16 protein-coding genes are annotated in these 14,002 nt (G+C 28.8%); 11 read left to right on the top strand and 5 right to left on the bottom strand.

Annotated elements, in window-relative coordinates; all coding sequences use genetic code 11:
- From fabV to BXQ17_RS01315, 4 genes are all read right to left on the bottom strand, one after another.
- Positions 1 to 1,188 carry an enoyl-ACP reductase FabV gene (gene fabV / locus BXQ17_RS01330; RefSeq protein ID WP_077808894.1) on the bottom strand — a complete coding sequence of 396 codons (1,188 nt, stop codon included), beginning with the start codon at positions 1,186 to 1,188 and terminating at the stop codon, positions 1 to 3.
- A 117-nt stretch (positions 1,189 to 1,305) separates the two neighbouring features.
- The gene (locus BXQ17_RS01325) at positions 1,306 to 2,256 is read right to left on the bottom strand and encodes a phosphoribosylaminoimidazolesuccinocarboxamide synthase (protein ID WP_077808893.1); all 951 of its coding nucleotides are present in this window, start codon (positions 2,254 to 2,256) and stop codon (positions 1,306 to 1,308) included.
- Positions 2,257 to 2,302: 46 nt separating this feature from the next.
- On the bottom strand, positions 2,303 to 2,923 hold the full coding sequence (locus tag BXQ17_RS01320; RefSeq protein WP_077808892.1) for a hypothetical protein: 621 nt from the start codon (positions 2,921 to 2,923) through the stop codon (positions 2,303 to 2,305).
- Between the two features lie 3 nt (positions 2,924 to 2,926).
- Complete coding sequence (locus tag BXQ17_RS01315) at positions 2,927 to 3,880, bottom strand: PhoH family protein (protein WP_077808891.1); 954 nt, start codon at positions 3,878 to 3,880, stop codon at positions 2,927 to 2,929.
- A 129-nt stretch (positions 3,881 to 4,009) separates the two neighbouring features.
- Between BXQ17_RS01315 and BXQ17_RS01310 the strand changes: the two genes are divergently transcribed.
- Genes BXQ17_RS01310 through gldG form a run of 6 tightly spaced genes read left to right on the top strand, consistent with a single transcriptional unit; the run spans position 4,010 to position 8,670 of the window.
- A complete protein-coding gene (locus BXQ17_RS01310) occupies positions 4,010 to 4,870 on the top strand; it encodes an S-adenosyl-l-methionine hydroxide adenosyltransferase family protein (protein WP_077808890.1) in 861 nt (286 codons plus the stop codon).
- Positions 4,871 to 4,873: 3 nt separating this feature from the next.
- Positions 4,874 to 5,170: a putative quinol monooxygenase gene (locus BXQ17_RS01305; protein WP_077808889.1), complete on the top strand. Its 297-nt coding sequence runs from the start codon at positions 4,874 to 4,876 to the stop codon at positions 5,168 to 5,170.
- A 9-nt stretch (positions 5,171 to 5,179) separates the two neighbouring features.
- The gene (locus BXQ17_RS01300; protein ID WP_077808888.1) at positions 5,180 to 5,785 is read left to right on the top strand and encodes an outer membrane protein; all 606 of its coding nucleotides are present in this window, start codon (positions 5,180 to 5,182) and stop codon (positions 5,783 to 5,785) included.
- A 3-nt stretch (positions 5,786 to 5,788) separates the two neighbouring features.
- Positions 5,789 to 6,319: a GNAT family N-acetyltransferase gene (locus BXQ17_RS01295; protein ID WP_077808887.1), complete on the top strand. Its 531-nt coding sequence runs from the start codon at positions 5,789 to 5,791 to the stop codon at positions 6,317 to 6,319.
- A gap of 1 nt (position 6,320) precedes the next feature.
- Entirely contained in the window at positions 6,321 to 7,037 is a 717-nt protein-coding gene (gldF, locus tag BXQ17_RS01290; protein WP_077808886.1) for a gliding motility-associated ABC transporter permease subunit GldF, read from the top strand.
- Entirely contained in the window at positions 7,030 to 8,670 is a 1,641-nt protein-coding gene (gene gldG / locus BXQ17_RS01285; protein WP_077808885.1) for a gliding motility-associated ABC transporter substrate-binding protein GldG, read from the top strand. Before gldF ends, gldG begins: the two co-directional genes overlap by 8 nt.
- A gap of 5 nt (positions 8,671 to 8,675) precedes the next feature.
- Here the strand turns inward: gldG and BXQ17_RS01280 are convergent, their stop codons facing one another.
- Complete coding sequence (locus BXQ17_RS01280; RefSeq protein ID WP_077808884.1) at positions 8,676 to 9,437, bottom strand: NAD(P)H-binding protein; 762 nt, start codon at positions 9,435 to 9,437, stop codon at positions 8,676 to 8,678.
- Positions 9,438 to 9,622: 185 nt separating this feature from the next.
- Between BXQ17_RS01280 and arsB the strand changes: the two genes are divergently transcribed.
- From arsB to BXQ17_RS01255, 5 genes are all read left to right on the top strand, one after another.
- Positions 9,623 to 10,669: an ACR3 family arsenite efflux transporter gene (arsB, locus tag BXQ17_RS01275; protein ID WP_077808883.1), complete on the top strand. Its 1,047-nt coding sequence runs from the start codon at positions 9,623 to 9,625 to the stop codon at positions 10,667 to 10,669.
- A 125-nt stretch (positions 10,670 to 10,794) separates the two neighbouring features.
- Positions 10,795 to 11,643 (top strand): DUF2911 domain-containing protein, encoded by an 849-nt coding sequence (locus BXQ17_RS01270; protein ID WP_077808882.1) that lies wholly within the window; start codon positions 10,795 to 10,797, stop codon positions 11,641 to 11,643.
- A 196-nt stretch (positions 11,644 to 11,839) separates the two neighbouring features.
- On the top strand, positions 11,840 to 12,406 hold the full coding sequence (locus BXQ17_RS01265) for an RNA polymerase sigma factor (RefSeq protein WP_149025842.1): 567 nt from the start codon (positions 11,840 to 11,842) through the stop codon (positions 12,404 to 12,406).
- Positions 12,396 to 12,917, top strand: a complete 522-nt coding sequence (locus BXQ17_RS01260) for a hypothetical protein (protein WP_077808881.1) — start codon at positions 12,396 to 12,398, stop codon at positions 12,915 to 12,917. Before BXQ17_RS01265 ends, BXQ17_RS01260 begins: the two co-directional genes overlap by 11 nt.
- Positions 12,901 to 13,980: a hypothetical protein gene (locus tag BXQ17_RS01255; RefSeq protein ID WP_077808880.1), complete on the top strand. Its 1,080-nt coding sequence runs from the start codon at positions 12,901 to 12,903 to the stop codon at positions 13,978 to 13,980. Before BXQ17_RS01260 ends, BXQ17_RS01255 begins: the two co-directional genes overlap by 17 nt.
- Positions 13,981 to 14,002: the final 22 nt, after the last annotated feature.

The raw sequence follows: 14,002 nt of genomic DNA, 5'->3' as shown, positions 1-14,002 counted from the left end.
TTATTTAATACTTGGTATTTGTACCATTTCATTTACATCTGCGTCGTAATCTACTCCGTCTACTTTAAATCCGAATAAATTAAAAAACTCGTCGCTGTAACCTTTTAAATCTCCAATTTCAGCTAAATTTTCTGATGTAGCATCTTTCCAAAGTTCTGCAATTGCAGCTTGTACTTCTTCTTTCATTTCTAAATCATCAATTCTAATTCTGCCTTTTTCATCCAAGTCTAAATCACCACCAAATAAACGTTCGCTATACAAACGCTGAATTTGTTCTATACAACCTTCATGAGTTCCGTTTTCTTTCATTATTTTAAATAACAAAGAAATATATAAAGGTATTACAGGTATTGCAGAACTTGCTTGTGTAACCAATGCTTTATTTACAGAAACATAAGCATTACCGTTAATTGCTTTTAAATCTTCTGCAATTGTAAAAGCTGTTGCTTCTAAATGATCTTTAGCAGCACCAATTGTTCCGTTTCTATATACTGGTTTTGTTACTTCTGGGCCAATGTAAGAATATGCAACTGTTGTAGCACCTTCTGCCAATAAATTTTCTTTACTTAAAGCATCCATCCACATTTTCCAATCTTCACCTCCCATTACGGTTACGGTATTTTCTACATCTTCACCTTCTGCCGGATTTATAGAAATTTCTGATACTTTACCTGTATGAAAATCTACGGTTTTGTTTGTAAAAACTTCTCCGATTGGTTTTAATACTGATTTAAATCTTTTACCAGTATTTGGATGTTTTCTAACTGGTGATGCTAAACTGTAAATTACTAAATCTACTTGCCCTAAATCTTCTTTAATTAGATTTACAACTTCTTCTTTTATTTCGTTAGAAAACGCATCGCCATTAATACTTTTTGCATATAAACCTGCTTGGTGTGCATGTTTCTCAAATGCTGCTGTGTTGTAATATCCTGGCGAACCTGGTCTACCTTCTGTAGCTGGTTTATCAAAGAAAACGCCAATTGTTGCTGCATCAGAACCAAATGCACTGGTTATTCTAGATGCCAAACCAAAACCTGTAGAGGCACCAATTACCAATACTTTTTTTGCTCCGTCTATTTTTCCTTTCGACTTTATATATTCTATTTGATTGATTACGTTTTGCTCACAACCTGTTGGGTGAGATGTTAAACATATAAATCCTCTTGTTCTTGGTTCTATAATCATTTGTTGTTTGTTTGTTCTCTCTGTAAAGTTAACTAAAAGAAATCACTCGAATTGACATAATTACTGCCTAAACAAGTGATTTTGTTTGCTTTTACATCTAACTTAATTTGAGATGGTTTATTTTGAAGCTAAAAACTTCAACACATTATTTTCTATTCTATTTAGAACATTATCTGTAATAGCTTTTGTAAAAGCTTCTCCGGTAATTTGTTCGTATAATTCTATATATCTATTAGAAATTTCGATGATTTTTTCATCATTCATTTCTGGTATTGCTTGCCCTTCTTTACCTTGAAAACCGTTTTCTATTAACCATTGTCTAACAAATTCTTTAGACAATTGTTTTTGTGGTTCGTTATTATCTTGTCTTTCTTGGTATCCATCAGCATAAAAATAACGAGAAGAGTCTGGTGTATGAATTTCATCAATTAAAACAATTTTACCATCTTTCGTTTTACCAAATTCATATTTAGTATCTACTAAAATTAAGCCTCTTTTTGCCGCAATTTCAGTTCCTCTTTTAAATAAAGCTCTTGTATAATTTTCTAAAACGATGTAATCTTCTTCAGAAACAATTCCTTTTGCTAAAATATCTTCTCTAGAAATATCTTCGTCATGCTCGCCATTATCTGCCTTTGTAGAAGGTGTAATTATAGGTTCTGGAAATTTGTCATTTTCTTTTAATCCTTCTGGCATTTCTACACCACAAAGCATTCTTTTACCTGCCTTATATTCTCTTGCGGCGTGACCAGAAACATAACCTCTAATAACCATTTCTACCTTAAAAGGATCACATAAATGACCAATGGCTACATTTTCATCTGGATTTGCAAGTAACCAATTCGGAACAATATCTGCGGTATCATTCATCATTTTGGTTGCAATTTGATTTAAAATCTGACCTTTATAAGGAATTTGTCTTGGTAAAATAACATCAAAAGCAGACAATCTGTCTGTGGCTATCATTACCAAAAGTTCATTATCTATATTATAAACTTCTCTTACTTTTCCTTTGTAAACAGATTTCTGATTCGGAAACTGAAAATTAGTTTCGTTAATTGTATTCATTTTAGTTGTTGTGTTGTTAAGTGTGCAAAAATAGTAATTTAAAAAGTTATTTTTTCTTCTTTTTTAAACGTTTTATTTGCTTTAAATTATCACTAATTGGTGTTGCTGTAATTTCTGTTTCACCTGGAATAAAATAGAAAAAATAAGCAGAATTTTGCCCTATTTTTCTAACATCTAATTTTTCGTTATCTTTAAAAACAAGGGTGTAATTTGGTACTGCTTCTTGTTCACTAAATTTATGTTTCATACCGATGCCCATACCGGTTCTCATAGAAACAAAAAGTAAAAAAAACAAAAACATTAACGCAGGCAACAGATTATTTTTGTCTCCCATTTTAGCATATCTCTTATCCCATTTTTCTATATTATATATATTTTGATACCATTTTTTTACTCTAAAGTATTTATACAATTTGGGCATCCATCTAGTTAAATATAAATACAACAAACCAAACATAAAAATTAGTACAAGAGATAAAACCCAATTATTTGCAAGCAAACTTATAGGAGATATTAAAGCATCTAAAATGGTTGTATAATTAAGATAGGTAACACCAAAAATTCCGTAAAAAATAGCGTCACTAACAATTCCTAAGATTATTAAATATAAATATCCAATATAAAAATAGTCTTGTAAACCTAGTTTATCTTTTTCTATTTTTATCATTATCTATTCTGTTTCTATGCTTTTATAAGCAGAAATAATTCTCTTAACCAATCTGTGTCTTACAACATCTTTATCGTCTAAATAAACTTGTGCAATACCTTCAATATCTTTTAACGCTAATAAAGATTCTTTTAAACCAGAAACTTGTTTTCTTGGTAAATCTATTTGCCCAGGATCGCCGGTAATTATAAACTTTGCGTTTTTACCCATTCTGGTTAAAAACATTTTCATTTGATTGTGAGTAGTATTTTGTGCCTCATCTAAAATTACAAAAGCATTGTCTAAAGTTCTACCTCTCATAAATGCTAAAGGCGCAATTTGAATAACTCCTTTTTCTAAATGAGACTCTAACCTTTCATGCGGAATCATATCTCTTAATGCATCATATAAAGGTTGCATATAAGGATCTAATTTTTCTTTTAAATCTCCTGGTAAAAAACCTAAATTCTCACCAGATTCCACAGCAGGTCTTGTTAAAATAATTCTACGTACTTCTTTTTCTTTTAAAGCTTTTACAGCCAAAGCAACTGCGGTATATGTTTTACCTGTACCTGCAGGACCAACAGCAAATAACATATCATTTTTGGCCATTAAAGAAACCATTTTACGCTGGTTTTCTGTTTGTGCTTTAATTAATCTACCGCTAACACCATGCACCAAAACATCTTTTGCTTTTTTAGAAGCACTTGTTTTTTCTTCGTTTCCGTTTGATGTTAAAATACGCTCGATACTATTTTCGTCTAATTTATTGTAACGATTGTAATATTTTATCAAACGATCTAATCGAATTTCAAACTCATCTAAAAGTTCAGACTCGCCGTAAATTTTCATTTTAGATCCTCTTGCGACGATTTTTATCTTCGGAAAATACCTTTTTAATTGTTCTATGGTACTATTATGTGCCCCAAAAAAGTCTTTTGGGTTTATTTCTTCTAGCTCTATAATGCGTTCGTTCAAATGTTTATTTTTTATAGATTGATATCAATTTTATTTCAACTAAAAATAGCGAATAAAATTCCTAAAATGATTAGATTTGCGTTAAATAGTTAACAACTTTTACACAATTAATTAACAGCTAAAAAATTAATGTCTCTAATTACTTTAACCACAGATTTCGGAACGAAAGATCACTTTGTAGGTGCTGTAAAAGGGGCTATTTACTCTGAACTTCCAGATGCAAAAATTGTTGATATCACACATGAAATTTCGCCATTTAACATTACAGAAACTGCGTATATTCTAAAGAATTCCTACAAAAGTTTTCCTAAAGGAACTGTGCATGTTATTGGTGTAGATTCTGAATTGAGTGAAGAAAACAAGCACATTGCGTTAGAATTGGATGGTCATTATTTTGTGTGCCCAGACAACGGAATTATTTCGATGATTGTTGCAGAATTTAAGCCAACAAAAATTGTAGAAATCACAATTCATGATAGAATAGAAAGTAGTTTTCCGGTTTTAGAGGTATTTGTACAAGTTGCTTGCTTTATTGCTCGTGGCGGAAATTTAACAGTAATAGGAAGAGAAATATCAGAATATAAAACAATTATAGAAATACAGCCAAAAGTAAATCAATTACAAGATCAAATTATTGGTGGCATCGTTTACATAGACAATTACGGAAATGTAATTACAAATATTAGTAAAAAAATGTTTCAAGAAATTGGTAAAGGAAGAAATTTCGAAATCAATGCTAAAAAACATAAATTTACAAAAGTGTTTTCTAAATATAACGAAGTTGCGTCTAACAGCGCTTACAGTAATCAACAATACGAAGGACATAAATTAGCCATTTTTAACTCTGCAAATTATATAGAAATTGCAATTTACAGAAGCAATTTAGATACTGTTGGTGGCGCTTGCTCTTTATTAGGTTTGGCATATCGAGATACTGTTACCATAAATTTTATTAACGAGCCAAAACAAGAATTTACCACTTTAAACTAAACTATGTTTGTAAGAATTGTAAAGATGAGTTTTCATCAGAAACACATACCTACTTTTTTATCAATTTTTGAAGAAAAAAAAGAATTTATAAGAGGTTCTAAAGGTTGCCAATTATTAGAATTATATCAAGATAAAAATAACCCAGATATCTTTTTTACATATTCTTATTGGAACGAAGAACAAGATTTAGAAAACTACAGAAACTCGGCACTTTTTAAAGATGTTTGGGCAAAAACCAAAGTTTTCTTTAACGACAAACCTGCTGCTTGGAGTGTCGACAAAAAAGTATCACTAATTTAAATTTACTATATGAAAAAGATTGCTTTATTATTTATCACATTTATTACAATTTCAATCAACGCGCAAACAGAAAAAGGGAGTTTTATGATTGGAGCTTCTAGTAATTTAAATTTCGGTTCTGCAAAAATATGGTCGGAAAATGATGGTTATAATTCTGGAGATACAAAAGCTACTAATTTTTCAATTGCTCCGAAAGTTGGATATTTTATTATCGATAATTTTGTTATTGGTACTGAATTAGGGCTTAGTTATTCTAAAAGCTCCTATGAAAACGGTTCAGATTCTTACAAAAATAACTCTTTTGTTTTTACACCTTTTTTAAAAAATTATTTTTTAAAAGGAGAGTTTAAGCCTTTTATAGAAGCAAAAGTTTCATTTGGTAAAAACAAAAGCGAAAATAATTATTACGATGCATTTGATAGTTATAATTATACTGATGAATCAAACATTTTTGGTTATGAATTTGGTGCAGGTATTGCTTATTTCATTAACGATACAATAAGTGTAGAGTTTAGTTTAAAATATAATAAAACAAAAAACGACACTACAAATGGTGATTACACCTATCATGTTTCTTCATTTAATTCTTCTATCGGTTTCGGAATTTTCTTATAAATCATGAACTTTATTAACTTCACTGAATATCCGATTTTAAAAACCGAAAGATTAATTTTAAGAAAAGCTACCGATTTAGATATTGCCGTTGTTTTAGAATTAAGGTCTAGTGAAGAAATTAATAAGTTTGTAGGTACAAAAAGAATTCAGAATTTAGAAGAAGCATCTGCATTTATAAACTCTTGTAATTCTTTATATAATCAGCATAAAAGAATCTTTTGGTTAATTGAGTTTCAAAATCAAGTAATAGGCAGTATTGTGTTACATAACATTTCTAAAGTTGATACATACGCCGAAATCGGTTATAAATTAAAGCCAAACTTTCAGCAAAAAGGAATTATGACTGAAGCTTTGCAAAAAGTAATTACCTTTGGATTTGATAAATTAGCATTAACAACCATAGAAGCTTTTACGCATAAAAATAATATTGCTTCGATAGCGTTATTAGAAAAAAATGGTTTTGTTTTTTTACCAAAAAGAAAATGTAGCACATTTAATTACAATAGAATCTTTAAATTAGAAAGTAAATTATAGAATGATTGCAATACTAAAAAAAGAATTCAATTCGTTTTTTTCGAGTCCGATAGCCTATTTGGTTATCGGTGTCTTTTTATTAATTAACGGCTTATTTTTGTGGGTTTTTAAAGACGATTTTAATATTTTAAATGCTGGTTTTGCAGATTTAAATCCGTTTTTTTATTTAGCTCCTTGGGTATTTTTATTTCTAATTCCTGCAATTACCATGAAAAGTTTTGCTGATGAATTTAGCAATGGTACTATAGAACTACTAAAAACGAAACCAATTTCTAATTGGCAAATAATATTAGGTAAATTTTCTGCTTCTTTAATTTTAGTAATTATAGCTATTTTACCAACATTAACTTATGTTTACACAGTGTACCAATTAGGCAGTTCTGTTGGCAATTTAGATATTGGTGCAACCATTGGTTCTTATATCGGTTTGTTATTTTTAGCAGCAACCTATACTGCAATTGGCCTATTTACATCTACCATATCAAAAAATCAAATAGTTGCATTTATTTTAGGTGTTTTAATAACTTTTTTACTTTTTTATGGTTTTGATGCCATTTCAGTTTCTTTAGACAACAACTATATTATTAAAAAAATTGGCATTAACGAACACTATAAAAGTATATCTAGAGGTGTTATTGATACTAGAGATATTATTTACTTTTTAAGCATTACCTTTTTCTTTTTATTCATTACAAAAACCCGTTTAGAAAATGAATAAATCTATAAAAAACATATCGATTGTAATTGTTTTACTGATAAGCATCAACCTACTAAATCAGTCTTTTTATAAAAGATTTGATATTACAAAAGACAAAAGATACACTTTATCAGAAACCACTAAAAGCAGTATTGCTAAGGTTGATAAAAACTTATTTATAACGGTTTATTTAGAAGGAGATTTTCCATCAGAATTTAAACGATTACAAGTAGAAACTCAACAATATTTAGAAGAATTGTCTTCGGAAAATTCGAGAATTAAAATCAATTTCGAAAATCCAGACAATCAAAGAGAAGCCTTGATAAAAAAAGGCATGATGCCTAGTCAACTAACCGTAGAAGAAGATGGTAAAATGTCGGAAGCTATTATTTTTCCGTGGGCAGAAGTTAGTTTGGGTTCTAAGTCTACCGTTGTATCATTATTACCAAACGCCATTGTAGCATCACAAGAAGAACAATTGCAAAAAGCTATTGAAAATTTAGAATATAGTTTTACAAATGCCATACATACTATTCAATTGAAAACACAGAAAAAAGTAGGTATAATTACTGGTAACGGAGAATTAAAAGATATTTATCAGTATAGTTTTTTAAGTGAGGTTGCAAAAAAATACCGATTAGCAAAATTCACTTTAGATTCTGTAAAAAGTAATGCTAACAAAACTTTACAAGATTTAACTAATTTAGATTTGGCAATAATTGCAAAACCTACAATAAAATTTACAGATAAAGAAAAGTTTGTTTTAGATCAGTTTATTACCAACGGAGGTAAAACTTTATGGATGATTGATAATGTACAAGCAGATCAAGATAGTTTGGCTAATTCGGGTAAAATGTTAGCGTATCCTAGAGATTTAGGTCTTACAAATTTATTGTTTTCTTACGGAATTCGAATAAACACAAGTTTGATAAAAGATTTATACTCGGCAAAAATACCGGTTGCTACAGGGCAAGTTGCAAATCAACCACAGTTTAAAAATCTAGATTGGTTTTACCATCCATTAGTTAACGGTAATCCGAATCACACAATTACCAAAAACGTTTCTCCGGTTAGATTACAATTTGCTAACCAAATAGACACTCTTAAAAACAACATAAAAAAAACACCTTTATTAGTTAGTTCTTTATTAACACAAAAAGTAGGAACTCCTAAAATTATAGAATTGCAATCTATTGCTGATGAAGTTATAGAAACAGATTATAAAGGCGGTCATCAGTTATTTGCTGTTTTACTAGAAGGTTCTTTTAATTCAGCATATAAAAACAGAGTAAAACCTTTTAAAACATCACTCTTAAAAGAGCAATCTAAACCAAATAAAATGATTGTAATTTCTGATGGAGATATTGGTAAAAATCAAATTTTGAAAGGACAACCCTACGATTTGGCTAGAGATAAATGGACCAATCAGCAATTTGGCAACAAAGATTTCTTATTAAATGCTGTAGATTATTTATTAGATGACGCAGGTTTGTTAAAATTAAGAAACAAAAGCTTAAAAATCAAAATGTTAGACAAACAAAAAGCTTATAAAGAAAGAACTTTTTGGCAATTTTTAAACCTAATATTACCTTTAATTTTATTGTTTGCCTTTGGCCTTACCTTTAATTTTCTAAGAAAAAGGAAATACAGTTAATAGATTTATATGGATAATAAATCGTCGTGAATAAAAGTATAATCTAAAGTTTTTTGTAGTTTTTCTGACGAAATAATTTTCCATTTATAAACATCATTATTTTCAAATTCTGGCGTTTCAAAACCTCTACTTAATTTAGCAATTGTATAAAATTCTCTTCTTGTAGGATGATGATTAGAGCATGCATTAAAAGTAGTATTCCAACAATTTTGAGCTACAATTTCATGTATAATTTCTATACAATCTTCTCTATGAATCATGTTTACAAAACCTTTTGGCTGCGGAATTTTTTTACCGTTTTTAAACCAATTAGAAGGATGTCTTTCTCCACCAAATAAACCAGCAAAACGAATTATAGTTGTTTCGAAAAAAGTATTTTCTCTAAATAAATTTTCGATAGCAGTTAGCGGTGTATTTAATACAGCATCTTCTTCTGTAACCACTTTATTTAAACTGTCATAAACAGAAGTAGAACTTATAAAAATTACTTTTTGAACGCTAGAATTTTGAATTTGAGATATCAAATTTTCGAAACCATCAATATCTTTTGAGGTAATTGCAATAATTAAAATATCTGTATTTAAAAAAGTATCAAACTCTTCAAATTCAGAAATATTTACAATATAAGGCTCTATATCTAAAGCCTCTAAATCTGTTATTTTTTCTTCGGATGTTGTAGATCCCTTTACAAAATATCCTTCCTCTAAAAAAGAAACTGCTAAAGGTTTCCCTAACCAACCACAACCAAGAATGCTAACATTTTTCATTATCTCTAGATTTATTATTCAGCAAAAATACAAATCCTTTTTAATGTTTACTTAATGTTATTTAATTAGTAAATAAATAAAATAAGTTTAAAATCTACAATATTAATCGTAATATTGCAATATAACAAAACACAACAATAACAGTAACTATTTACACGCTTACAAACTTTAAATTCAATTAAAAAATGACTAAAAAAAAGCTTAGTTTTTTAGATAGAAACTTAACCTTATGGATTTTTATAGCAATGGCTATAGGTGTTAGTTTAGGGTACTTTATACCTACCTTTCCAGATTTTATAGACTCCTTTAGCAGTGGTACTACTAATATTCCAATTGCTATTGGTTTAATTTTAATGATGTATCCACCATTAGCAAAGGTAAATTATGCACTTTTACCTAAAGTATTTAGAAATATTAAAATACTATCTATTTCTTTAATTTTAAATTGGATAATTGGTCCGGTGTTAATGTTTATTTTGGCTATTGTATTCTTAAGCGATTATCCAGAATATATGGTCGGTATAATTCTAATAGGATTGGCAAGATGTATTGCAATGGTGTTAGTTTGGAATGATCTTGCCGAAGGTAGTAGCGAATATGGAGCAGGATTGGTTGCCTTAAATAGTATTTTTCAAGTTTTTGCTTATAGTTTTTATGCTTGGTTATTTATAACTGTATTGCCTCCTTATTTTGGTTTTGAAGGTGCAATCGTTGATATTTCTATTGGTACAATTGCAGAAAGCGTTGCCATTTATTTAGGAATTCCTTTTTTATTAGGAATTTTAAGTAGATTAATTTTAGTAAAGTTAAAAGGAGAAGAATGGTATACCAATAAATTTATTCCAACAATTTCTCCGATCACCCTAATTGCATTATTATTTACAATTATCGTAATGTTTTCTTTAAAAGGAGAATTAATCGTTCAAATACCAATGGATGTTTTAATAATTGCCATCCCTTTATTAATTTATTTTAGTTTAATGTTTATTATTGGCTTCTTTTTTACAAAAGCTACAGGTGCAGATTATGACAAAACTACAGCTGTTGCTTTTACTGCTGCAGGTAATAATTTCGAATTAGCAATAGCGGTTGCCATCGCAGTTTTTGGCTTAAATTCTGGTCAAGCTTTTACAGGCGTTATTGGTCCTTTAGTTGAAGTTCCTGCTCTAATTCTATTAGTGCGTGTTTCTTTTTGGTTAAGAAACAAATATTTTACTAAAAGTAATGCATAAAAAAATATGCTCAAAAGCGATTGAAATGTGCTTTTTAATAGCATCTTATTTTAAGTTTTTATTAACATTTCGTTTTTTTTGAAATTGTAATTTTGAAACTATAAAAACTAAATAATACTTATAAAATGAAAAAAATTATATTATCATTATTTGTAGCTGCTTTTGCTTTTTCTTCAAATGCACAAATAAAAACTCCAGCACCAAGTCCTTTTCAAAAAATTGAGCAAGCTGTTGGTTTAACAGATGTTACTATTGAGTATTCTAGACCAAGTATGAAAGGTAGAAAGATTTTTGGTGGTTTAGAAGACTACGGAAAAGTATGGAGAACCGGAGCAAATGAAAATACAAAAGTTACGTTTTCTACAGATATTACTGTAAATGGTAAACCTGTAAAAAAAGGTACATATGCACTTTATACAATTCCTGGTCAGAAAAATTGGGATATCATTTTATATTCTGATGCAACAAATTGGGGAAATCCTGCAAAATGGGATGAAACTAAAGTAGCTGCTAAAGTAACTGTTGCCGCACAAAACATACCTATGGTAATTGAAACATTTACAATTAGTTTTGATGATTTGACAAATGATTCTGCTGTAATCGGTATTATGTGGGAAAACACATATGTTGGTTTAAAATTTGAAACTCCAACTGACACTATGGTTTCTACAAATATAGAAAAATTGATGAGCGGACCATCTGCGAACGATATGTATGCAGCTGCATCTTATTATTTAGAAGCAGGTAAAGACATTAATAAAGCAAAAACATGGATTGATAAAGCGGTTGCAATGTCTGCAAATGCTCCTAAATTCTGGTATTTACGCAAACAATCTTTAATTCATGCAAAAGCAGGAAACAAAAAAAGTGCAATTGCTGCTGCTAAACAATCTTTAAAATATGCAGAAATAGCAAAAAATGCAGGTTATATAAAAATGAATAAGGCTTCTTTAAAAGAATGGGGAGCAATGTAATACTGCTTTACATACTTTATAAAAAAATCTCGAACGTTTGTTTCGAGATTTTTTTTTGATTAATTTTTAAATTATAAACATCTAAAAATCAACAATTAAATATTAAATATTGTATTCTTTTAAAAAAGTTTACTTTTATTTCTTAGAAAGTGTCACATTTTAAAAAGCTTTTTGTCTATAGAATAGAACCATTTTATTGGAAACTAATCAACCACATATAACCAAATTATTAGAGCGCTGCCAAAAGCACGATAAAAATGCGCAGCTAGAATTGTACAAATGCTATTATAAAGCAATGTATAATGTAGCGTATCGTATTTTAAAAAATGAATTCGAAGCAGAAGATCTAATGCAAGAGGCTTTTTTAACTGCTTTTACAAAAATGAAAATGTATAAAGGTGAAGTTACTTTTGGCGCTTGGTTAAAACGAATAGTAATCAATAAAAGTTTAACACAATTAAAGAAAAACAACAGATATCAAGAAGTAAAAATGGAAGTTATTACTGATGATGAAGTCGAAGAAGAAACAATAGATTACAAAGGATTTAAAGCTAGCACTGTGCTTAATTGTCTTCAAAAATTAAAAGAGAATTACAGAGTAGTTTTAAATTTACATCTAATAGAAGGTTACGATTATGAAGAGATTTCGCAAATATTAGAATACACAAATGAAAATGTAAGAACAACTGTTTCTAGAGCGAAGAAAAAATTAAAGCAGGTTTTACTTGCAGAAAATTTACAAACACAAGTATATGGAAGATAAATTACATCAATTTTTTTCTGAAAATAATTTTGATTTAAATGAACCAAACGCTGGTCATTTAGAACGGTTTGAAAGAAAATTAAACTATCCAAAACAAAAGAAAAACTCTTGGAAATGGTTAAGTGTTGCTGCTTCTGTTGTTTTAGTATTAGGTTTTTGGTTGGGTAGTAATCATCAAAAAAGACAATTAGATTTAGCAGATGTTTCTCCTAAAATGGAAGAAGTTCAAAATTATTTTGTCTCTACTATTAATCAAGAAATTAAAACTTTAGAAAGTAATAGAAATTTAGAGACAGAAACTATTATAGAAAATGCGCTAGAAGAATTAGAAGAACTAGAAGATAATTACAAGGTTTTTATAAAAGATCTTAATAAAAATGGTAAACAAAGGCGTGTTATAAGTGCAATGATTAAAAACTACCAAAGACGTCTAGATATTTTAGAACGAACTTTAGATCAAATAGATAAATTAAAAAACTTAAATAATATTCAGAATGAAATTTACATATAAAGTAGCACTTTTTTTAATGTTTATACCATTAGTTGCCTTCGCTAATACTGATGATAAAAAACACGAAAGAACAAAAACAATATCTAAAAGTTACACCGTAAATAAAAACGCTAAAGTTCTTATTAACAATAAATATGGCGATTTAAACATATCAACTTGGGATAAGAATTTAGTTGAAATTGAAGTTAAAATTACTGTAAAAGGCGATGATTTAGATGAAGTAGAATCTAAATTAAATTCAATAAAAATAGATTTTAACGCTTCAAAATCTATCGTAGAAGCAGAAACTGTATTCGGAGAAAAGAAAAGCAATTGGTCTTGGTGGGGTAAAAGTAAAAACACCAATTACAAAATAAATTATATTATAAAAATGCCAAAAACAAATGCTGTAGATTTAGATAACAATTATGGTAGTATTTATTTAGGAAACTTATCTGGTAACGCAGTTATTAATTGCGATTACGGAAAAATTTCTGTTGGAGAATTATCAGCAAAAAATAACGACATCAACTTAGATTATTGTTCATCATCTACAATTGCTTACATGCAAAATGGTAAAGTAAATGCAGATTATTCTAAACTATCTATAGATAAATCAGAAAACTTAAAAATAAATGCAGACTATTCTACAATTAAATTAGATAAATCTAAAAATGTAGATTTCAATTTAGATTATGGTTCGATTACTGTTAATGATGTAGAAAATATTGATGGTAATTCTGATTATGTTGCTTTGCGTTTCGGAACCGTAAGAAAACAACTTTCTGTAAACACAGATTATGGTTCTTTAACAATTAAGAACCTTAAAAAAGGTTTTGAAAAGATTGACATTACAGGACAATATACTGGGATAAAAATTACTGTAGAACCAAATATTTCTTTTTTATTTAATATTGACTTACAATATAGCGGTTTTAAAAGAGATGATGATAAAATAGAGTTTTACAAAAGCATCTCTAAAACTACAAGTAAATATTACGAGGGTAAATACGGAAAAGCAAACACCAACGCAAGCATACATATCAATTCTCAATACGGAAGTGTTAGAATTGAAGAAAAATAAAAAACAAATCAACCTATAAAAC

The sequence above is a fragment of the Polaribacter sp. BM10 genome (assembly GCF_002005425.1).
Classification (GTDB): Bacteria; Bacteroidota; Bacteroidia; order Flavobacteriales; family Flavobacteriaceae; genus Polaribacter; species Polaribacter marinaquae.
The sequence above is the reverse complement of the archived record's forward strand: the minus strand, read 5'-3'. Positions and strand labels throughout refer to the sequence as shown.